Raw genomic sequence first — 20474 nt, 5'->3', positions numbered from 1 at the left:
CTGGATCAGTGCACGGTCACCAGCGTGCGCAACCCCCAGGATCAGACCAGGTTCATCCGGGTCGAACGGTTCGGCAAGAACGGCAAGGAATTCGACCTCATACCCGTGGTGGTGCGACGCACCATCACAGTGTCACTGGATTGCTCGGGATGATCCTCAGCGCTGGCAGTTCAACGAGACCGACACCGTCTGGCTGGTGACCGCGGGCACGAGGATGCGATCACCACCGAGGCCCGGCCCGACGTAGGGCAGCAACTGCCCGACGCGCTGCGGATTACGCACGCTGGTGACCGTGCACTGATCCAGGGGCGCATTGCCGATGCGATCGACGTTGACGTGAAATCCCTCGGCTTCCAGCTGACCGATGGTCACCACCGGTGAATCGGCGTGTGCCGGAACGGCGGTCGACAGAACCGCACTCATTGCCGCCCCCGACGCGGCCAGCATGACGATTGAACCTCGCATGACCGTGTCTTCTTTCTACGTTCTCGCATTCACTCTTTCGGTGATGTCCTCCCGGTTGTTACGGGCGAGGACGCTTGCGAGTTCAACGCAGCCGCCGGCTAGGCGGGAGCAGGTTCGCGGGTCTCGGTGGCGTGGTCGTCGACCATGGTGAGTTCGTCGAACGGATCGTCACCCCGCAGCACCGCGTCCACCTTGTCCTTGTCCACGGTGTGCGTCCACGAGCCGACCAGCAGGGTGGCCACCGCGTTGCCGGAGAAGTTGGTCACCGCACGCGCTTCGGACATGAACCGGTCGATCCCGACGATCAGGCCGACTCCGTCGAGCAGATCAGGGCGATGGGCCTGCAGGCCGCCGGCCAGGGTGGCCAATCCGGCGCCCGTCACACCGGCGGCCCCCTTCGACGCGACGATCATGAACACCAGCAGACCGATCTGCTGCCCGACCGACATCGGGGCGCTCATCGCGTCGGCGATGAACAGCGCCGCCATGGTCAGGTAGATGGCGGTGCCGTCGAGGTTGAACGAATATCCGGTCGGCACAACGACACCGACGGTGCTGCGGTCGACACCCAGGTGCTCCATCTTGGCGATCAGCCGCGGCAGCGCCGACTCCGACGACGAGGTCGAGAAGATCAGCAGGTACTCGCGGGCCAGGTATCGCACCAGTTTGAAGATGGACACGCCCGACACCGCGCGCAGCAGGATGCCGAGCACACCGAACACGAACAGCACGCAGGTCACGTAGAAGCCCAGCATCAGGGTGAGCAGTTGGGTGACGGCGGTCCAGCCGGTCTGCCCGACGACGTTGGCGATCGCGCCGAACGCGCCGATCGGTGCCAGCCACAGGATCATGATCAGCACCTTGAACACGAGCTTCTGCAGGTGCTCGATACCGCGCAGGATCGGTTCACCGGCGCTGCCCATGCCCTGCAACGCGAATCCGACCAGCAGCGCGACGAACAGGGCCTGCAGCACGCTTCCGGCGGTCAGCGACGAGAACAGGGTCTCGGGAATGATGCCCTGGACAAAGTCCATCAGTCCGCCGGCCTCGTGCGCCTTCTCCGCGAGCTCGGCGCCCTTGCCTGCCGAGCCCTCCGACAGGTGCATGCCGCTGCCCGGGTGGATCAGGTTGCCCACCACCAGACCGATGGTCAGCGCGATCGTGGACATGGCCAGGAAGTAGCCGAAGGCCAGGCCACCGACTTTCCCGACGGTGGCGGCCTTGCGTACCGAGCCGATGCCCAACACGATCGTGCAGAAGATGATCGGACCGATCATCATCTTGATCAGGTTGACGAACATGGTGCCGAGCACGCCGACGCTCTTGCCCACCTCAGGAGCGACGAGCCCGACCACCACACCGACGACGACGGCCGCGATGACCGCGATGTAGAGCCAGTGCGTGCGGTCGCGACGCGGGGACGCCGGCTCGGGTCGCGACTCTGTCGACACAGTCATCGGTGCACCTCCAGTTCGACTTCGAATGCGCTGTACCAGTACCTTCGACCATAGGGTGAGCCAGGTCACGATTTAGTTCATTACGTTCATGCGATCGGAGATGTGGTGGCGCGCTGGTGGCGGCGTCTGTCGGTCCGGGCCTGGCCGCATTCGCTGGCCGGGCAGGCCATCGCGCTGCAAATCCTCGTGGTCGTGGTTGTGGTGCTGGCCGGTTCCACCCTGGCCCTGCTCGACGCCCGCCGTGACGGCGCCGACGCGGCGCGCCAGCAGGTGATCGGCATCGCCACGGCCCTGGCCGATTCGCCTTCGACCGCGGCGGCGATCGAATCGGGAACGGCCACAGAGGTTTTGCAGCCGGTCACCGAGGCCGTGCGCACGAGTACCGATATCGCGTTCATCACGATCATGTCCCCGGAGGGCATCCGGTTCACCCACACCGATCCCGGCGAGATCGGCGGGCATTACCTGGGCACGGTCGCGCCCGCACTGCGCGGGGAGACGTTCACCGAGGTGTACACCGGGACACTGGGTCCGTCGGTGCGCACCATCGCGCCGGTCCGTGGCCGCGACGGACGCATCGTGGGCCTGGTCTCGGCCGGGATCACCCAGCAGACGCTGGCCCAACGCTGGCGGGCACAGGTCCCGGTGATCGCCGCGGTAACCGCGGCCGCACTGGGTGTTTCGTTGATCGGCGGGTGGGCGATCCGGCGCCGGCTGTTGCGCCAGACCCACGGCCTGGGCCCCGCCGAGCTGCGGGTGATGTACGACCACCACGACGCGATCCTGCATTCGGTGTCCGAGGGGCTCATCGTGCTCGACCGCGACGGGGTGGCGTTGGTGAACGACGAAGCCCGCCGCTTGCTCGGCCTGCCGCCCGGCCCGGTACGGGCACAGGATCTGCCGGCGTTCCTGCGCCAGGCCGACCCGGGCGCCCGCGACGAGGTGCACGTCACCGCCGATCGGGTGCTGGTGGTCAACCGGGCCCACGTCGCCGACCCGGGTCCCGGCGGGCAGGCGCGAAGCCGATCCGAGGTGGTCACGATCCGTGATCGCACCGAACTGCAGGGCGCCCTGGGTGAACTCAACTCGCTGCAGGTACTGGCCGATTCGTTGCGGGCACAGGCGCATGAGTCGGCCAACAAGCTGCACACCGTGGTCACCATGGTGGAGATGGGCCGGCCCGACGACGCGGTCCGGTTCGCCACCAGTGAGTTGGAGTTGTCACAGCGCCTGGTGGACCGGCTGTCGGCGGCGGTGGGTGAGCCGGCCCTGGTGGCGCTGCTGCTCGGCAAGACCGCGCAAGCCGACGAGCGCGGGATCACCCTGACCGTCACCGAGGACACCCAGCTGTCCGATGACGCCGCGCTGTCGGGGCAGGAGATGGTGACGGTGCTGGGTAATCTGATCGACAATGCGATGGATGCCTGTGACCGTGACGATCCATGGGTCGAGGTCACGGTGAACCAGGAGGATCAGCAGTTGGTGATCCAGGTCGCCGAAAGCGGCCCCGGCATGGATGCGGACACCTTCGAAAAGGCCATGCAGCGTGGCTATTCCACGAAATCCGGCGACATCGCCGGCCATGGTCTCGGGCTGGCGTTGGTGGCGCAGGTGGTCACACGGCATTCCGGCACGCTGACCGCCGACGTGACGTACGGTTCTGTCGTGACTGCCACGATTCCGGTCGCGCGGCACGCATGAGGATCAATGTGATGATCGTCGAGGACGATCCGCTGATCGCCGAGGCCCATCAGGCCTACCTCGCTCGGCTGCAAGGCTTTTCGATGGTAGCGGTGGCACACACGGCCCGCGACGCGATGCGGGCGGCCGCCGCGGCGGCAGCCTCCGAGCATCCGGTGGATCTCGTGCTGCTGGACATCGGTTTGCCCGATGCCAGTGGAATCTCCTTGGCGTCCGGGCTTTCCGGGCTGCGGCCGGCACCCGACATCATCGCCATCACCTCCGAGCGTGACCTGGAGATGGTGCGCGCCGCGGTGGCCCACGGTGCCCTGGCTTATCTGCTCAAACCGTTCACGTTCGCGGCGTTTCGCGATCGGCTGGAACGCTACCGCCGCTACCGTTCGGCGTTGCCGTCCGGAACCGATGCGGCCAGCCAGGCCGAGGTCGACCGGGCGCTGGCCGAATTGCGCGTCGCCTCAGGAGAATCCGCGAGATCGGCGCCGAAAGGGGCGGCCCCGCATACCACAGAGGAGATCGCCACTGCGGTGCGCGACAAGCCCGCCGGATTGACGGCCGATGAGGCGGCCAAACGCGTCGGGGTGTCGCGGGTGACGGCGTGGCGCTATCTCGAGCGCCTGGCCGACGACGGGACCGTCGTGCGGCACACCGAATACGGCAAGGCCGGGCGGCCCCGCACCCGCTACCGGTGGCGCTGAATCAGGCGCCGGCGGGCTCCAGGGCGGGCATCGCCGGCATCGCCGCGATCTCGACCGCGTCCGTCGCCACCAGCTGCGAGTACAGCGATTCGGCCACCTCGAAGGCGTTCACCCGGCCGGCATAGTTGGCGACGTACAGCCGTGTGCCGTCGTGGCGTAGGGCGACCGCCGCGGGCTCCGCATGCACGTCGATGCTGCCCTGGACCTGGCCGGTCAGGGCGCACCACACGACGACGCGGTTGTAGTCGACGAGGTAGGCACGGGTGGCGTCGGCGCTGAGCACCAGTTCGGTGGGCGCGCCGGCGACCTCGACCGCGTCCACCACGGTGGCCGCGGACAGATCCACGGTGTGCACCACACCCCGGTGGGTGAGGTCGGAGGTCAGCACGTAGGCGATACCGTCGCCGATCGCCACATCGCGGATCGGGGCGCCGACCCACACCGTCGCCTGCACCTGAGCGGTCTCGGTGTTGACGACGACCAGGCGGCTGCCGCGGGGGTCAGAGGTGGCCGCGAGCAGGCGCTTACCGGTCGAGTCGACCTGGAGCGCATCGAGGTTGACGCCGGCGCCGGTCGCGATGTCGATGGTGCCGACGCGCTCGGCGGTGGTGTCGATGACGGCGATGTCGATGCGCTCGTGGCCGGCGCGGCCGGCGAACACGCGCTTGCCGTCGGGGCTGATGGCCATGGCCGTGACGGTCATGGCCAGCGGGTACTCGTTGAGCACCGCGCCGGTGAGGGTGTCGACCGTCAGGATCGAGTCGTGTGCGGCCCCGGCGACACTGACATAGGCGCGGTCGTCGGCGACCACGACGTGGAACGGATCCCCGGGCAGGCGCACCGAACCCACCACACCCATGGTGTGGGGATTGATCACGGTCAGACTCTGATTGGTGACGTTGGTGACCACCACGTTTTCGCGGTCGGGATCGACGGCGATGTCCCCGATCGCGCCACGACCGACCTCGGCCACACCGGCGACGTCAAAGTCGTCGAGCGCGCCGTCGAAGGTGATGCCGCGGACCGGCAGGTCATCGATGACTCCGTGATTTCGGCGGGCTTCACGGCCAGAGCGCGCGGCCTCGGTCAGCGCACGCAAAAAGTTCTTTGCCATCTGTGTCGGCACCTCCGCCGGTGAGAGTTCCACCGGCTCTAGATTTCAGTCATCTGCGCCGGGAGTGGCGCGGTTGCATTGAGTCTAGCGACGAAACCGACAGCTCCTGAACGACTTCGCAGCGAATATCGCGAAGCTGACAACAGTCTCTCAGGATGCGCTTAAGAAATTCTTCGTTATCGACTTGTTACCTTTTGGCTTTGATCGATTAAATGCCTGTTACCAGGCTTTTCGCCGTATTTAATGCGCATCACATAATTGGCGGCAACCGGGCCCGTCGATACCGTTTCTTATCCTCGCGGGCAAAAGTGAGCGGTAGATCACATCCCGACACTCCAGCAAACTTTCCGCAGCGTCAAGATCGGAACGCCCGGCGCAACGCGTAACGCGTGTTACCGCTGTGAAAGATGTGCCGGGCGCAGCACCAGGTTCACCTCGCACGATCCATGCCGTGCGTCGGGCCGTACGGTCGCGGTGTATCGGCCCCCGACCACCTCGGCGTTCAAATCGATCACTTCCTGGATCATGCCCTGCTGGATGCCGCGGACCACCTCGGGTGAGGCCGCCGCGACCTCGGCCAGCGGGCACGTGCAGATCTCCACGGACACCTCGCCGAACGAACTCAGCACCGAACGAACCTGGAATCCCAGTTCGCCGAGCGTGGCCACGACAAGATCGGAAAGCGACGTCTCAGCGCGACGACGCGCCACCCGCACCCGGTGCGCCAGGTCGGCGCCGATGCGCAGTGCACGCTCTTCGCGTTCCTCGGGTGAACCACCCAGGTGCCGGGCGAACAACGCGACGATGTCGGCGTAGTCGAGGCGCGGGACGATTTCATACGTCAACCTCGGCCGGCCCACCCGCCCGGCGGCAGGACTCGCCGCGGCGCGGCGGATGACGCCCTGTCCTTCCAGCGTGCTGAGGTGGAAACGGGCGGTGGTGATGTGGATCTGCAGCGCCTCGGCGATCTGCCGGGCGTCGAGGGGATTGTCCGCGGCCCGCAGGAGGTCGGCGACCCGGTGCCGTTGCTGTCCGGCCGCCCGGTCAGAGTCGACGCGTTCACGATGCCGGGGCATGGACACATCATGCACCTCGGATGTCATGGCGATCCCACGCCTAGGCAGAACCAGGCACCACCGCAACGATCGCCACCGCGGTCAGCTGCTCACGGTAGCGATTGAAAGTTCTGCGCATGTGCAGCACGCGCTTTCGGGCATCTGGATGGGTCAGCACGTTGCCGACGATCCGCAGCGCGCCGAGCAGGCCTTCGTCGGCGACCACGCGGCGCGGTTGCAGCAGGGCCATCGGCGCCCGGTCCACCTCGGCCACCTCGAAACCCGCACTGGTCAGCAGCTCGGTCCACTCGGCCACGGTCAGCGGTCGCGCGTTGACCTTGATGGCCCTGGCCATCTCGCGGCGGATGTCCTCCTTGATCGCCTCGTCCAGGCCGTCGGGCATCAGGGCCAGTTCGTGGATGGCGTAGCGGCCGCCCGGGCGCAACACCCGGAACGCCTCCTCGACGATGGCCCGCTTGGCCTTGTCCCCCTGCATGGTCAGCATGGCCTCACCGACGACGACGTCGGCCGAGCCGGCATCCAGACCCGTGTCGGCGGCATCGGCATCGATCAGCCGGCCGCCGGTGGCGGCCACCGCTTTCTGCACGAGTGCGGAGGTGGCCGAGCTGTCGTCGACCCCGACGTACGAGCGGGGCCGCTGTGCGGCGATGTCGGTGGCGGTGCGGCCCAGCCCCGGTCCGAGTTCGACGACGTCTGCGCTGCCGATCCGGGCCGCGGCCAGCAGCCGCGTGGTCAGCTCCAGCCCGCCGGGCCGAAGCACCCGCTTGCCCAGCCGGGCCAGCAGCCAGTGCCCGGGCAGGTCGGCGTCGGAGCGCTGCGGAAGCGGCAGTTCGTTCTTGCCCGTCATTTCGTGATACCTCCTCTACGGGCCGTGCACCACGTACTGCACAGCAGGACAACGGAAAACAGGGCGCACGTGTACGCCAAGGCGAGGTTCTGCCCCCACGGCGGGTTCAGGACGATGTCCTGCCCGGTGGCGTAGACGCCGTTGAGAAAGGGCATGAAACGTTGCAGTGAGTAGCCGCCGGGCAGGTAGCCGACGGCGGTTTCGATCACGTACACCCAGAACAGGATCGCGCCGACCGCCGCTGCGGGTGTCCGGATCAGGGCGCCCACGCCGAGGCCGAGGCCGGCCGCGAAGAACGCGTAGACCGGCACGGTCCACACCAGGCGCAGGCCGTGCGGATCGGTCACCGACACCTGTCCGTAGACCAGCGCGGACACCCGGGGCAGGGCGACGAGTACCAGCACCACCATCGCCGCCGACAACGCGGCGCCGAGAGTGCCGTAGAACAGCCACTTTCCCATCATCGCCGACCAGGTGCGCGGCAGCGCGAAACGCACGTACTGGTGTGCGCCGGCCCTGAATTCGTGGGCCTGACCGTAGGCCGACGCCAGCGCGGACAGCACCACGGTCACGGTGATCACCCAGTAGGCCGCGTTGGTGGTCGACACCTGTTGGACATAACTTTGACCCGGGATGCGCGCGAATCGTTCTGCCACAACGGCGATCAGGAACGTGATCGCCGCGGGCACGATCACCGCCGCCGGGACCAGAACGTTCCACAGTGGGCCGCGACCTCCGGTGCGGGTCATCTCGGCGCGCATGCTTCGCAGCACATGCCCGGTCATGCGTCGGCCATTCCGAGCAGCAGTGCCTCCAGGTGCCGGCGCGGGTCGGTACCGGCCGGCACGATCTCGTCGATGCTGCCCGCCGCGGCGATCCGACCGTGTTCCAGCACCAACAGCCGGTCGGCGGTCAGCGCCACCTCGCCGAGTAGATGACTGGCCACCACGACGGTGCGCCCTTCGGCGGCCAACCGCCGCAACAGGTCTCGCAGCCAGACGATGCCCGGCACATCCAGCCCGTTGACCGGTTCGTCGAAGATCAGTGCCTGCGGTTCGGCGAGCAAGGCGCCGGCGATCGCCAGCCGCTGACGAGCGCCCATCGACAGTTGCGCAATGCGGCGATGCCTCTGTTCGGCCAGCCCGACCTGGTCGAGCACCTCGTCGATGCGGGCACCGGCCACGTCGCCCAATGCTGCCAGCCACGACAGGTGGCGCTGCGCGGTGTGCCGCGGGTCCATGGTCGACGGGTCGAAATGCACGCCGAGCGCTCCCATGGGGTCCGCGTGGTCACCAATCTTCTTGTCACACAACGTGATCGTGCCGTGATCGGGTCGTTCGACCCCGGCGATGAGCCGTAGCAGCGTGGTCTTTCCTGCGCCGTTGAGGCCGAGCAATCCGGTGACCGTTCCGGCCGGGAACGATGTGGTGACGTCGACCAGGGCGGGAATGCCACCGAAGGCCTTGGTCACACCGCGGACGTCGATCATCGGTGGATCACTGGAAGTTGCACGGAATGGGTAGCCCCAGAGTCGAGATGCCGTTGCACATCGACTTGCTCGCAAGCTTCCACTGCCCGTCGATGTACCGCCATTCGGCGGGGATCTGCAAGGTGGGCTGGCCCTGACGGCTGCCGTTGATCACCGCGGTGTGGCTGGTGCCGTCATGGGTTTCCGGTCGGGTCACCAGGGCCGAGCCCTTCGGGGCGCGGAAGATACCGAGCCGGTAGACCATCTTCGGCACGATGACCGCCCGCGGACCGCCTTCGAGCTGTGCGGCTTTGACGTGATCCGGCGCCTGGCTTGCCACGAGTAGCTGGATCTGGGCGTTGAGATCCTCCAGCGTCGGCACCGCAGCGGTGATCGCGAAGTCCTCGGCAGCAGCCGGCGGCGCGAAGGCGACGGGGAGCGAGACCGCAATGACGCTGGCGACCAGCGAAAACAGGCGCTTCATCAGCGATTCCTTAATTTAGAGGAAAAGTATGCGGTTAACCCTAGAAGTTTGGTTAGCCTAAGGCAATACCTTCGTGCGGAGCGTCGCGCGTGCCGTTTACTCCCGACACCATGAGCGACGTGCGAGCATCTGCGGATGGACTCGAAGGACGATCCCGAGGCGCGCATCCGGGAACTGGAGCGCCCGCTGGCCGAAACGGCACGCACCTCGGAGCTGGGCACTCACGGTTCCGGCAGCTTTCCCCCGCCCCCACCCGGGCCGCCGGCACCATGGCCGGGCTATGAGCCCTACCCGCCATATCCGGCACCGCCGCAGCGCAAGTCCAATGCGGCACCGTTCGTGATCCTGTTCGCGCTGTTGTCGTCGCTGCTCGTCGCCGGTGCCATCGCCGCTTTTGTGTTCTTCGACAACGCCGGCGAGAAGTCCGGCTCCGCCGACTCGTTCTCCGACAGCCAATCCACCGCCATCCGCGCTCCGGCGTCCGAACCGCTTGCACCGAGCCAGGTTTCACCCGGGCAAACGGTGATCGTCTCGGGTATCGGCGAGCACCGGACAGTTGAGTGCCAGGACAGCACCGTGATCGTCAGCGGCGTCGAGAATCAGCTGCAGATCACCGGGCACTGCATCGCCGTGACCGTATCCGGCGTGAACAACGTCATCGAGGTCGAGTCGGCCGACACCATCGGCGTCTCCGGATTCGAGAACCGGGTCACCTACCGCAGCGGGCAACCCGAGGTGAGCAAGTCGGGTCAGTCCAACGTCGTCGAGCCGGGCTGATCCGCCCCGGGCACACCCTCGAGGCGGCGCAGAAACGTCTGCAGCAGCCCGATCAGCGGGGCCGGATTGTCTTCCGGGACCCAGGCGTAGGAGTCGTCGACGAATTCCAGCGTGGCCTGGGGCAGCGTCCGGGCCAGCCGGGCCGCACCTTCGGCCGGGAAATACCGCTCCTCACGCGGCCACACCACCAGGGCCGGCCGGTCGTACTCCGCCAGTTGCGGTGAATACTTCGCCAGGTAGTCGGGCGACAACCCCTGCAGGAAGCGACGTAAATCGTTGCGCACCAAGGGATCACTGCGCAACGGCCCCACATAGTCGGCCATGATGTCGGGTGGGATCGGCCGTTTGGTTGCGCCGCCATAGGTCACCCGCAGGCGTTGCACTCCCCTGAGCCCGATGCCCACCGACTGCAACAGCCCGGCCCCGGGCAGCCCGGCCAGTGTGGCCAGGAGCTTCACCGGCCACGGGTCGGAATCGAATGCGTTGGTGGCGACGAGGACCAGCGCCTCGACCCGCTCGGGATGGGTCACGGCGGCCACCTGGGCGATATCGCCGCCGTATCCGTTGCCGACGACTACGGCCTGCTCGATTCCGAGTGCGTCGAGCAGGTCGACGACTGTTTGAGCCAGGCCCGGCAGGGTCACGTCGGCGTCGGGCAGAGCGGGGGTGTGTGATCCCATCGCCAGATCGGGTGCGATACAGCGGATCCCATCTCCGAGACCGGCCACCACGTGGCGCCAGACCAAGCCATTGGCGACGAGTCCGTGCAGGAGCACGACGGGGAGGCCGCTGCCGCATTCCCGCACACCGACCGGTCCGCAGGGCAGCTGTACCAGTCGCCGGGAGCTGAGCGTGTTCATCCGACCGTCCCTTCACCGCGAGCACCAGTAAATCAATACAGACTGTATGCAAACACATGGATTGGTAAACATCAATACATACAGGTTGTTAAAATTTCTCGGTGAGCAACGAGTCCCGCGACGGCCGCGAGCAGCGCAGCGAAGCCACGCGGTCGGCACTGGTCGCAGCGGCACGCGCACAATTCGTCGAGCGCGGTTATTCGGCGGTGTCCACCGGAGACATCGCGCGCGTCGCGGCGGTCACCCGCAATGCGCTGTACTACCACTTCCCCACCAAAGAGGCGGTGTTCCGGGCAGTCTACGAGGATGTCGAAGGCCAACTCGCCCAGCGGGTCCTGCCTGCGGCCGCCGCACACACCACCGGCCGCGCCCAACTCGAGGCCGGTATCGAGGAGTTCCTCGACGGGTGTCTGGACCCCACCGTGGCGCGGGTCAGTGTGCTCGAGGCACCGGCCGCACTCGGTTTCGCGCAGATGCGCGAGATCGACAATCGCAACTACCTCGGCGCGCTGCGTGACGGGTTGCGCACCGCGATCGCCGATGGTGAGCTCCCCGACCTACCGGTGGACACGCTCGCTTCGATGATCATCGGCGCGCTGGACGAGGCTGCACTGCTCATCGCGACCGCCGACGACCCGGCCGCGGCCCGTCACGATGCCGGCGTGGTGGCCAGGGCATTGGTCGACGGCTTGTTCACGCGCTGACCGCTACAGCACCTTCGACAAAAACTCTTGCAGCCGAGGGTGTTTGGGGTTGTCGAAAAGCTCGGCCGGCGGCGCGTCCTCGACGATGTTGCCGTCGCACATGAAGATCACCCGGGAGGCCACCTCGCGGGCGAAGCCCATCTCGTGGGTGACCACCACCATCGTCATGCCGCCCTCGGCCAGGTCCCGCAGCACTTCCAGCACGTCGCCGACCATCTCGGGATCCAGCGCGCTGGTGGCCTCGTCGAACAGCATGATCGACGGGTTCATCGCCAGTGCCCGCGCGATCGCGACGCGCTGCTTCTGTCCACCGGACAATGTGGCCGGCTTGACGTGGGCCTTGTCGGCCAGGCCCACCTGGGTCAGCAGCTCCATGGCCCGCTTCTCGGCGGCGGCCTTGTCCATCTTCTTGGTCAACAGCGGTGCCAGCGTGACGTTGTCGATCACCGTCATGTGTGGAAACAGGTTGAAGTGCTGGAACACCATGCCGATGTGCTGGCGCACCTTGTCCAGGTCCACTTTGCGGGCGGTGAGGTCGAACCCGTCGACGGTGACCTTGCCGGCGGTGATGTCCTCGAGCTTGTTGAGGCAGCGTAGGAAGGTGGATTTGCCCGACCCCGACGGGCCGATGACGCACACCACCTCACCCTTGCTGATCGTGGTGTCGATGCCGTCGAGGACCACCAGATCGCCGAACGACTTCTTCAACCCCTCGATCCGGATCTTTACCGTGCCTTCGGGCTCGGCGGCGGCGGCTTCCGGTACCAACTGCGTCATTTGATCCTCTTCTCGAGTCGATCCGAGAGCTTCGTGAGCGCCATGATGACGATGAAGTAGATGATGCCGATGATCAGCCACATGGTGAACGACTGGTAGTTGCGCGCGATGATCAGCCGGCCGGTCTGGGTCAGCTCGGCGATGCCGATCACCGACAGGATCGACGTGTCCTTGAGGGTGATGACGAACTGGTTGACATACGACGGAATCATCGTGCGAACCGCCTGCGGCAGAATCACTTTGCGCATCGTGGGCAGATAGCCGATGCCCAGGCTGCGGGCGGCCTCCATCTGACCTTTGTCCACGGATTGGATTCCGCCGCGGACGATCTCGGTCATGTACGCCCCGGCGTTGAGCGAGAGCGTGATGATGCCTGCGGTCAGCGCCGTCATCTGGAAGCCCAACGCCGCGGGAATACCGAAGTAGATGAAGAACGCCTGCACCAGCAGCGGGGTGCCGCGGAAGATGTCGACGTAGGTGGTGCCGATGCCGCGCAGGATGATCGAGCGCGACACCCGGAACAGCCCGAAGATGATGCCCAGCACCAGCGCGATGGCGATCGAGACCACGGTCAGGATCAACGTCATCTTCAGGCCGGTCATCAGGAACGGGAATGTGCTCTCGAGCAGCCCGAGGAACGAGTTGTCGGCCTCGGTGGCGCCTTCACCGAGATATTTCTCGAGGATCTCGTCGTAACGACCGGACTCCTTGAGTTCCTTGAGGCCGGCGTTGAACTTCGTCAGCAGTTCGGCGTTGTGGCCCTTGTTGACCGCGAAACCGTAGCTGGAGCCCTTCTCCTTCGGCGTCACGGTCTTGAACCCGTTGCCCTGCTGGATACCGTAGTTCAGCACCGGGTAGTCCTCGAAGATCGCCACCGAGTTACCGGTCTTGACTTCCTCGAACATCGACGCCGAATCGGCGAACGAGACGATCTGGAAACCGTACTTGTCCTTGATCGACTCGGCGAATTCCGCGCCCTCGGTGCCGTTCTTGACCGCCACCCGTTTGCCGCGCAGGTCGGCGTAGGACTTGATGTCCTCGTCGTTGGCCAACACCGCCATCTGCACACCCGATTCGAAATACGGGTCGGAGAAGTCGAACACCTTCTTGCGCTCGTCGGTGATCGACATGCCCGCGATCACCCCGTCGGCCTGGTTGGCCTGCACGGCCTGCAGCGCCGCGTCGAAGCCCAGCGGCTTGATGGTGATGTTGAACTTCTGGTTCGCCGCGATCTCGTTGATCAGGTCGATGTCGATACCGACGAATTTGCCGTCCACATCCTGGAATTCGAACGGCGCGAAGGTGATGTCGGTGGCGACGACGTAGGTCTCGCCCTCGGCGCTGGCGCGGGCCGGGGCCAGCATGGCAGCGCCGGCCACCCCGAGCAACAGGGCCAGAAGAGTGAGCAGATGTACCGGTATTCGCGAGCCCGATCGTCGACTGCGAAGCGACTGTGGCGAACCAGCTCGCATATGGCAACTCCCCTCGGGACGGCAATGGCGAAGCCCACCGTATCGCTAGCCCTGGCCGAACGGGAGAATTCGGGGGCGACAATGGGATGGTGTTCGATGGCTTCGACTTCCACCGCGCCTCCAACGGGATTGCACTTTGGGTAGGCGGTACCGGACCGGCGCTGCTGCTGTTGCACGGATATCCACAGACACATTTCATGTGGCATGCCGTCGCACCGCTGCTGGCGCGCAACTTCACCGTCGTCGTCGGTGACCTCCCGGGTTATGGTGCGTCCGAGGCACCACCGGTAGCGGCCGATCACCTGCCGCATTCCAAACGGGCCTGGGCGGCTCAGTTCGTGGCGGCCATGGACGAGTTGGGATTCGATCGGTTCGCGGTGTGTGGTCATGACCGCGGCGGCCGGGTTGCCTACCGGATGGCACTGGATCATCCACGGCGGGTCTCGCGGGTGGCTGTGCTCGATATCGTGCCGACTGTCGAGATGTATGAGACTGCCGATCGCGACTTCGGTTTCGGTTACTGGCACTGGTTCTTCCTGCCGCAACCTGCGCCCTATCCGGAGACCCTGATCGGCCACGACCCGGATGCGTTCTTCGAGGGCTCGCTGATGAAGGTGACGACGTTCGCCCCCGAGGCGCTGGAGGCGTATCGCTTTTCGTGGCGCCGGCCGCACACGATCGAGGCGATGTGTGAGGACTACCGGGCCGGGTTTGGCATCGATTCCGAACTGGACCGCATCGACCGCGAATCCGGGCGAAAGATCACCATGCCCCTGCTGGTCCTCTGGGCTCCCGCGGTGTGATCGACAAGTGGTACGAGCCGCTGCAGCTGTGGGCACGGTGGGCCGAGGACGTATCCGGAGCCGCCGTCGACGCAACACATTTCCTGGCCGAGGACCAGCCGGATGAGGTGGCTCGGCGACTCCTGAAGTTCTTGCGATGACGGGCGAGAAAAACCGGGGAAAGGAGTAGTGCACTACTCGTGAGGTAACGCCACCAACGGCCGTACGTTTTCTGCATCAGGGCGTCGGGAAGTTCAGCGCCTGGTTCAGAGGAAGTCCGATATGAGCGTTTTCCATCCGGTTTCCGTCCTCAGACGCGAAGCCGCACCACAGACCACACCGGCCGTCCACACCCACGAGCCCGTACTGATCACCGAACAACAGGTGCTGTTCAGCACCGCTGCGGCAGTGGGGGCCCCGCCGCGGCACACCCTCATGGCGACGATGTCAGAGGCGATGTCACACGCGGTGTCATCGGCGGTGACGCACTGGCGCACGCGGGAGGTCCGTCCGTATTACCCGCCGCGGATGTCCTACCTCGAACACAGCCTGATGGCGCGTGAGATGGACCGGCTCTGATCAGCCGGCCAGCGCCACCACGGGGGTGACCACCTCGGAGTACCGCGACGCGTCACCGGCGACGGACCGGCTGCGCCGACCGTGCACGTCGACCGGGACATCGCCGGCCAGCGTGATCCGGCTCAACCGGCGGAACTGATCGTCGTAATCGGCCACCGCGTAGTGCTGGGTGGCCCGGTTGTCCCAGATCGCCAAGTCGCCGGGCTCCCAGTTCCAGCGAATCGTGTTCTCCAACTTGATCACCCGGTTCTGCAGCAGCTGGAACAGGGTGACCGACTCGGCAGCGCTGAGCCCGACGAACTGTTTGATGAAGTGCCCGAGCAGCAGCACCCGCTTACCCGTCTCGGGATGGACCCGCACCACGGGATGTTCGGTCTCGTAGTACTCGGAGACGAACTCGTCGCGATACTGCTTCTCGGCGTCCGCGAGATCGTCGTGGCGTCCGTCGTAATCGGCCGCATAGTCGTATTGATTGGTGTGCACCGCCCACAGGTTCTCCACCAGCACCCGCAGCGGCTCGGGCAGCCGGTCGTAGGCGGCCTCGGTCGAGGCCCACGTCGTGGTCCCGCCGTAGTCGGGCAGCGTCACCGCGCGGAGCAACGAGGCCTTGGGGATGCGGTCGACGAACGTCACGTCGGTGTGCCAGCTGTTGGCCTTGTCATAGCGCGAATCGATGGGCAGGATCCGGTCACCGCGTGAGGTGACGGTCGGGTGGGCCGCGGTGGGGATACCAAGCAGCCGGGCGAACGCCAGCTGGCCGTCGTCGTCGAGGTGGTACTGCTTCCGGAAGAAGATGACCTTGTGTTCGAGCAGGGCATCGTTGATCGCGGACACCGTGTCCGCATCCAGGTTTCCGTTGACGTCGATTCCGTCGATGTGGGCGCCGAGCTTCACTACACGCAGAGAGGACACCGCGTCACCATCGATGAGCGCGGGCCTGAACACCATGTTTGCGCTCAGTGAGAGCGCAACCGTCAGTCGATACGGATGACGTAGGTGCCGTCGTCGTCGCGCTCGATCTGCCCCTCAAGGGCGTTGATCCAGACCGGAGTGTCACGTCGAGAACCCAGGAACGCGCTCTGCACGGAGCCGCCGGGCTGCAGATCGACGTTCCACTCGTCGTCTTGGGCGACGATGGTCAGGATCTCCTCACCGTCGGCGCGGCGGATCGAGATCACCTGACCGTTGGACTCGAGGTCCTCGGCGTCATAGTCGTCGAGCTCGTCGAAAGGTTCGGCATCCGGATCCCTGACATCGTCATGCACGGGCAAGACTGTACCCAGAATCACGTTCGGCGGATGACGACTGTCCGGCCTGCAACGGCTAACGTGCATCCGACGTTTACCGGCTGTTCGCCCGGGGAACAACGAGTCCCGCTGTGGCGTTGGCCAAGCATTGGTCTGTTACCAGGAGGATCATCATGGCTACCGATTACGACGCGCCGCGCGTCAAGGAAACCGACGAGTCGGCCGACGAGTCCCTCGAACAGCTGGCGGCGCAGCGGCGCACCGCGGCCAACACCGCGGTCATCGACGAGGATGAGGTGGTCGATTCGTTCGACCTGCCCGACGCGGACCTCACCGGCGAGGAACTCAGCGTGCGCGTCGTCCCCAAGCAGGCGGACGAGTTCACCTGTTCGAGCTGTTTCCTGGTGCAACACCGCAACCGGCTGGCCCTGCAGAAGGGTGAACAGCAGCTCTGCATCGATTGCGTGTAGTTCCCGGGATCCGCCCACGACGCGGCGGATAGTTCCTATTCTCAGCTGCATACCGACAACGATGTTGGAGGTGCAGATGACCGACCGCGCGACAGCCGGGCCACGGCGTGACACCCGACGCGAACGCCACAGCTACCACTTCGACCGGCACACTCCGCAATACCGCGACCAGTTCGAGCCGATCACCTCGGAGATGCTGGCTGCCTGTCCGCTGGCCTGGACCGACACCTATGGCGGGCACTGGGTGGCCGCCGGTAGCAGCGAAGTGTTCGAACTCGCCCGCTGCCCGCACATCTCGAACGATTTCGATTTCCTCGGCGAACGAAAAGGCTACTTGGGCATCAGCATTCCCCGTGCCGAGTCGAGCACACAGTTTCGCGGCGGCATGTTGGAGATGGACGATCCCGAACACCGTGCCTACCGCACACCGCTCAACGGATATCTATCGCCGGCCGCGGTGGCCCGGTGGAAGCCGGTGGCCGATGAGCTGGTGCGGGCCTGCCTGGACGAGAAGATCGAAAGCGGCAGCATCGATTTCGTCGACGATCTGGCAAACATTGTCCCGGCGGTGCTGACGCTCGGACTGCTCGGTGTCCCGCTGGCCGAGTGGGAGATCTACTGCGAGCCCGCCCACGCATCGGTGTACACCCGCGCCGACTCCCCCGATGCCAAGCGCGTTTTCGACCTGTCCGTGGCCTCGGCGGTGCACATGATGGAGCACGTTGCGGTGATCCGCGAGACGCCGCGGCCAGGGTTGATCGACGCCATGGTGCGGATGCGGATCGACGGTCAACCCGCTCCTGAGGGCGAGATCATGGGCATGCTCATGCTGTTGATCGGCGGCGGCTTCGACACCACCACGGCGCTCACCGCGCACTCACTGGAGTGGCTGTCCCAACATCCCGACGAGCGTGAGCGGTTGCGTCGTGACCGCGCGCGGCTGCTCGACTCGGCGACCGAGGAGTTTCTGCGGTTCTTCACCCCGGCCCCCGGGGACGGCCGCACCGTGGCCGAGGACATCGAGGTGGCCGGCGTCGACCTCAAAGAAGGTGAGCGGCTGTGGCTGTCGTGGGCGATGGCCAACCGCGATCCGCGGGTCTTCGACGCTCCGAACGAGCTCAAGATGGACCGCACCGGCAACCGTCACTTCAGTTTCGGGCTCGGCGTCCACCGTTGCATCGGGTCCAATGTGGCCCGCACGGTGTTCAAGGCGATGCTCACCGGGGTGCTCGACCGGATCCCCGATTACCGCTGCGATCCGGCCGGCACGAAGCACTACGAGACCATCGGGGTCATCCAGGGCATGCAACATCTGCCCGCCACCTTCACCCCCGGCCCGCGGCGCGGTCCAGGTCTGGCGCAGACACTGGAGAAACTGCAACGGGTCTGTGACGAGCAGCAGTTGGCCGCACCGATCACCGAGCACAAGGCCGCCGCGGTCATCGACTGACCCACGCGCCTGCCGCGCCGAGAACGCGTCGACACGATACGGTCAGGTCGATCGTTCGGCTCACCACGTTCGGACTGGAGAAAGCGGGAACAGATGACGGCAAAACCGATGACCGGCCGGCTACTGGCAGCCTGCGGATTCGCGCTCGTGGCGCTGGCCCCGACGGTCACGGGAATCGCTGCCGCACCGCACAACTCGGTCGCTCCCCTGGCCGACTGCCCGACCGGTGAGGAAGGCGACGTCTACACCGGCACGTGCACGCCCTTCCTGGTGCCCAACTCGCCCGAGGCACCGCCGGCGGCTTCGACGCCTGCCGAGCCAAACCTGTGCCCACCCGGGGTCGGCGGATCGCAGTGCACGCCGTCCACCGGCGGCAAGGCCACCCCTTCCGAATCGCAAATGCCCGGAACCATCGCGCCCTCGGGCCCCGAGCAGTCACTCCAGGACGTCAGCACGCCCGATTTCTGATCGGCCCCGGTTCACTCCGCGGTTCACTCCTCCACGACGGTGAACAGCGAGTCCCCGTCCTCGGGCGTCCCGTCGATCTGACCGTGGTGCTCGCCCGGGCCGTCGAGGCCGGCGTCCGAACCGATCGACTCGTCGGCACCCGACACACCGTCGGCGTCGCGCGGATCGACGTCGTCGACGGTCACGTCCGGCTCCTCCTCGGCGAGCCGCTGATCCAGCGATTCGCCTTCACGTTCCTCGGCCGCGGACACACCGAACTTGGTGGCCTCGCTCCAGTCCTCCGGCGGGTCGACCACTTCGTCGCCGTCGTCGTTGCGCACGTCGTCGGAATCGGTGGCCTCCATCGGGCTCAACATGTCATCGGCGCCGCCCAGGTCATTGGCGCTCGCGCCGGTGTCGTCGGTGCTCATCTTCTCCTCCAATTCCGGTGCAGCTTCCCCTCAGCGATAGCCATCGCGCTCAGGGTTGAAACCGGACGGCGCCCGGTGTGAGCATGCCAACGGGAGCCAGTAGATGCGGGTGCCGGGTTATCGTGGTGCACCATGGCCAACTTGGACCGTCGAAAAATGATGATGTTGTCGGGTCTGGGCGTGATGGCGGCGGCGCTGCCCGCCCAGCAGGCCCACGCTCTGCCCGCCAAGCCCCAGGCCCCGCGGGTTCCGGCGCCGTCCGCGGTGAACTACGTGTTCGCCGATGAATTCGACGGGCCGGCGGGCTCGTCGCCGAACACGGCGAAGTGGACGATCGCCAAGGCCCGCGAGACCATCAAGGACCCCACGTACTGGGAGCAACCCGGCCGTATCGGCCAGTACCGCGATGACCGTAAGAACGCGTTCCTCGACGGTAAGGGCAATCTCGTCATCCGCGCCACGAAGGAAGGCGACACCTACTACGGGGCCAAGTTGGCCAGCGTGTGGGAGGGCGGTGCGGGGCACACCTGGGAGGCCCGGATCAAGTTCAACTGCCTGACCGCGGGTGCTTGGCCGGCGTTCTGGCTGGGCACACTCGGTGAGGGCGAGCTCGACATCGTCGAGTGGTACGGCAACGGCAAGTGGCCCTCGGCCACCACCGTGCACGCGAAGTCCAACGGTGGTGAGTGGGAGACCCACAACATTGCCGTCGACACCGGCTGGCATACCTGGCGAACGCAGTGGGACGCCAACGGTGCCCGGTTCTGGCAGGACTACACCGACGGCGCGAAGCCCTATTTCGAGGTCGCGGCGAGCCAGCTGCCGGACTGGCCGTTCAACCAACCGGGCTACACGATGTTCGTGGTGCTCAACCTCGCGGTCGCGGGATCGGGTGGAGAAGACCCGAGCGGCGGCACCTATCCGGCCGACATGCTCGTGGACTACGTGCGCGTCTGGTAGTTCAGGGGTCGACCTGCATCTCGGTCAACACCCGCCGCAGGAGCTTTCCGGTGGCGTTGCGCGGCAGTTCGTCGATGAACACCACGTCGCGTGGCACCTTGTGGCGCGCCAGGTTGTCCTTGACGTACTGCTTGATGTCGGCCGGGTCCTGCGTGGCGCCGGGCTCGGAAACGATGAAGGCCCGCAACCGCTTTCCGAACTCGACGTCGTC

25 protein-coding genes and 1 pseudogene are annotated in these 20474 nt (G+C 66.1%); 11 read left to right on the top strand and 15 right to left on the bottom strand.

What is annotated here, in order from left to right; genetic code table 11:
* Positions 1-156: 156 nt before the first annotated feature.
* A complete protein-coding gene (locus A5699_RS21850; protein ID WP_067773747.1) occupies positions 157-465 on the bottom strand; it encodes a hypothetical protein in 309 nt (102 codons plus the stop codon).
* A 98-nt stretch (positions 466-563) separates the two neighbouring features.
* Positions 564-1922, bottom strand: coding sequence for a cation:dicarboxylate symporter family transporter (locus A5699_RS21845; protein WP_067773744.1), 1359 nt, complete (start codon positions 1920-1922; stop codon positions 564-566).
* 105 nt (positions 1923-2027) lie between these two features.
* On the opposite strand from A5699_RS21845, the gene A5699_RS21840 reads away from it, so the two are divergent.
* Both A5699_RS21840 and A5699_RS21835 read left to right on the top strand, forming a co-directional pair.
* Entirely contained in the window at positions 2028-3623 is a 1596-nt protein-coding gene (locus tag A5699_RS21840; protein WP_067773772.1) for an ATP-binding protein, read from the top strand.
* Positions 3620-4318 (top strand): response regulator, encoded by a 699-nt coding sequence (locus A5699_RS21835; protein WP_067773741.1) that lies wholly within the window; start codon positions 3620-3622, stop codon positions 4316-4318. Before A5699_RS21840 ends, A5699_RS21835 begins: the two co-directional genes overlap by 4 nt.
* A 1-nt stretch (position 4319) precedes the next feature.
* Here A5699_RS21835 and A5699_RS21830 read toward each other — a convergent pair whose 3' ends face one another.
* From A5699_RS21830 to A5699_RS21805, 6 genes are all read right to left on the bottom strand, one after another.
* A complete protein-coding gene (locus A5699_RS21830) occupies positions 4320-5432 on the bottom strand; it encodes a YncE family protein (RefSeq protein ID WP_067773769.1) in 1113 nt (370 codons plus the stop codon).
* Between the two features lie 392 nt (positions 5433-5824).
* Positions 5825-6508, bottom strand: a complete 684-nt coding sequence (locus tag A5699_RS21825) for an ArsR family transcriptional regulator (protein ID WP_067773766.1) — start codon at positions 6506-6508, stop codon at positions 5825-5827.
* Positions 6509-6548: 40 nt separating this feature from the next.
* On the bottom strand, positions 6549-7355 hold the full coding sequence (locus A5699_RS21820; RefSeq protein ID WP_067773738.1) for a class I SAM-dependent methyltransferase: 807 nt from the start codon (positions 7353-7355) through the stop codon (positions 6549-6551).
* Complete coding sequence (locus A5699_RS21815; protein WP_067773735.1) at positions 7352-8140, bottom strand: ABC transporter permease; 789 nt, start codon at positions 8138-8140, stop codon at positions 7352-7354. The genes A5699_RS21820 and A5699_RS21815 overlap by 4 nt, the downstream gene beginning before the upstream one ends.
* Positions 8137-8844 carry an ABC transporter ATP-binding protein gene (locus tag A5699_RS21810; RefSeq protein WP_067773732.1) on the bottom strand — a complete coding sequence of 236 codons (708 nt, stop codon included), beginning with the start codon at positions 8842-8844 and terminating at the stop codon, positions 8137-8139. The genes A5699_RS21815 and A5699_RS21810 overlap by 4 nt, the downstream gene beginning before the upstream one ends.
* 7 nt (positions 8845-8851) lie before the next feature.
* Positions 8852-9307, bottom strand: coding sequence for a hypothetical protein (locus tag A5699_RS21805; RefSeq protein ID WP_067773729.1), 456 nt, complete (start codon positions 9305-9307; stop codon positions 8852-8854).
* A 135-nt stretch (positions 9308-9442) separates the two neighbouring features.
* Here A5699_RS21805 and A5699_RS21800 point away from each other — a divergent pair, with 135 nt between their 5' ends.
* Complete coding sequence (locus A5699_RS21800; protein ID WP_067773726.1) at positions 9443-10084, top strand: DUF3060 domain-containing protein; 642 nt, start codon at positions 9443-9445, stop codon at positions 10082-10084.
* On the opposite strand, the gene A5699_RS21795 is transcribed toward A5699_RS21800, so the two are convergent.
* The gene (locus A5699_RS21795; RefSeq protein ID WP_082957825.1) at positions 10057-10944 is read right to left on the bottom strand and encodes an alpha/beta fold hydrolase; all 888 of its coding nucleotides are present in this window, start codon (positions 10942-10944) and stop codon (positions 10057-10059) included. The genes A5699_RS21800 and A5699_RS21795 overlap by 28 nt on opposite strands.
* 101 nt (positions 10945-11045) lie before the next feature.
* Here A5699_RS21795 and A5699_RS21790 point away from each other — a divergent pair, with 101 nt between their 5' ends.
* Entirely contained in the window at positions 11046-11648 is a 603-nt protein-coding gene (locus A5699_RS21790) for a TetR/AcrR family transcriptional regulator (protein ID WP_067773723.1), read from the top strand.
* Between the two features lie 3 nt (positions 11649-11651).
* Here A5699_RS21790 and A5699_RS21785 read toward each other — a convergent pair whose 3' ends face one another.
* Both A5699_RS21785 and A5699_RS21780 read right to left on the bottom strand, forming a co-directional pair.
* Positions 11652-12425, bottom strand: coding sequence for an amino acid ABC transporter ATP-binding protein (locus A5699_RS21785; RefSeq protein WP_067773720.1), 774 nt, complete (start codon positions 12423-12425; stop codon positions 11652-11654).
* On the bottom strand, positions 12422-13897 hold the full coding sequence (locus A5699_RS21780; protein WP_197508359.1) for an amino acid ABC transporter substrate-binding protein/permease: 1476 nt from the start codon (positions 13895-13897) through the stop codon (positions 12422-12424). Before A5699_RS21780 ends, A5699_RS21785 begins: the two co-directional genes overlap by 4 nt.
* Positions 13898-13986: 89 nt before the next feature.
* Here A5699_RS21780 and A5699_RS21775 point away from each other — a divergent pair, with 89 nt between their 5' ends.
* The 3 genes from A5699_RS21775 (at position 13987) to A5699_RS21770 (ending at position 15258) form a co-directional block, all read left to right on the top strand.
* Positions 13987-14700, top strand: a complete 714-nt coding sequence (locus A5699_RS21775) for an alpha/beta hydrolase (RefSeq protein ID WP_197508358.1) — start codon at positions 13987-13989, stop codon at positions 14698-14700.
* Positions 14697-14840 carry a hypothetical protein gene (locus A5699_RS29695; protein WP_197508357.1) on the top strand — a complete coding sequence of 48 codons (144 nt, stop codon included), beginning with the start codon at positions 14697-14699 and terminating at the stop codon, positions 14838-14840. Before A5699_RS21775 ends, A5699_RS29695 begins: the two co-directional genes overlap by 4 nt.
* Before the next feature lie 121 nt (positions 14841-14961).
* On the top strand, positions 14962-15258 hold the full coding sequence (locus tag A5699_RS21770; RefSeq protein ID WP_067773717.1) for a hypothetical protein: 297 nt from the start codon (positions 14962-14964) through the stop codon (positions 15256-15258).
* Here the strand turns inward: A5699_RS21770 and A5699_RS21765 are convergent, their stop codons facing one another.
* On the bottom strand, positions 15259-16206 hold the full coding sequence (locus tag A5699_RS21765) for a TauD/TfdA family dioxygenase (protein WP_082957824.1): 948 nt from the start codon (positions 16204-16206) through the stop codon (positions 15259-15261).
* Positions 16207-16232: 26 nt separating this feature from the next.
* Complete coding sequence (locus A5699_RS21760; protein ID WP_231965798.1) at positions 16233-16523, bottom strand: hypothetical protein; 291 nt, start codon at positions 16521-16523, stop codon at positions 16233-16235.
* A 155-nt stretch (positions 16524-16678) separates the two neighbouring features.
* Between A5699_RS21760 and A5699_RS21755 the strand changes: the two genes are divergently transcribed.
* From A5699_RS21755 to A5699_RS21745, 3 genes are all read left to right on the top strand, one after another.
* Positions 16679-16975 (top strand): DUF4193 domain-containing protein, encoded by a 297-nt coding sequence (locus tag A5699_RS21755; RefSeq protein ID WP_067773714.1) that lies wholly within the window; start codon positions 16679-16681, stop codon positions 16973-16975.
* A gap of 76 nt (positions 16976-17051) precedes the next feature.
* Positions 17052-18425: a cytochrome P450 gene (locus tag A5699_RS21750; RefSeq protein ID WP_067773753.1), complete on the top strand. Its 1374-nt coding sequence runs from the start codon at positions 17052-17054 to the stop codon at positions 18423-18425.
* Between the two features lie 93 nt (positions 18426-18518).
* Positions 18519-18893 carry a hypothetical protein gene (locus A5699_RS21745; protein WP_082957823.1) on the top strand — a complete coding sequence of 125 codons (375 nt, stop codon included), beginning with the start codon at positions 18519-18521 and terminating at the stop codon, positions 18891-18893.
* 23 nt (positions 18894-18916) lie between these two features.
* Here A5699_RS21745 and A5699_RS21740 read toward each other — a convergent pair whose 3' ends face one another.
* The gene (locus A5699_RS21740; protein ID WP_067773712.1) at positions 18917-19303 is read right to left on the bottom strand and encodes a hypothetical protein; all 387 of its coding nucleotides are present in this window, start codon (positions 19301-19303) and stop codon (positions 18917-18919) included.
* A gap of 132 nt (positions 19304-19435) precedes the next feature.
* Between A5699_RS21740 and A5699_RS21735 the strand changes: the two genes are divergently transcribed.
* The gene (locus tag A5699_RS21735; RefSeq protein WP_067773710.1) at positions 19436-20263 is read left to right on the top strand and encodes a family 16 glycosylhydrolase; all 828 of its coding nucleotides are present in this window, start codon (positions 19436-19438) and stop codon (positions 20261-20263) included.
* A 1-nt stretch (position 20264) separates the two neighbouring features.
* Here A5699_RS21735 and A5699_RS21730 read toward each other — a convergent pair.
* A pseudogene (locus A5699_RS21730) lies at positions 20265-20474 on the bottom strand (acyl-CoA synthetase); the annotation flags it as partial.

Source organism: Mycobacterium sp. E802, from assembly GCF_001666875.1.
In the GTDB taxonomy this organism is placed as follows: domain Bacteria; phylum Actinomycetota; class Actinomycetes; order Mycobacteriales; family Mycobacteriaceae; genus Mycobacterium.
Note: the sequence above shows the minus strand (reverse complement) of the source record. Positions and strands in the feature narration are given on the sequence as shown.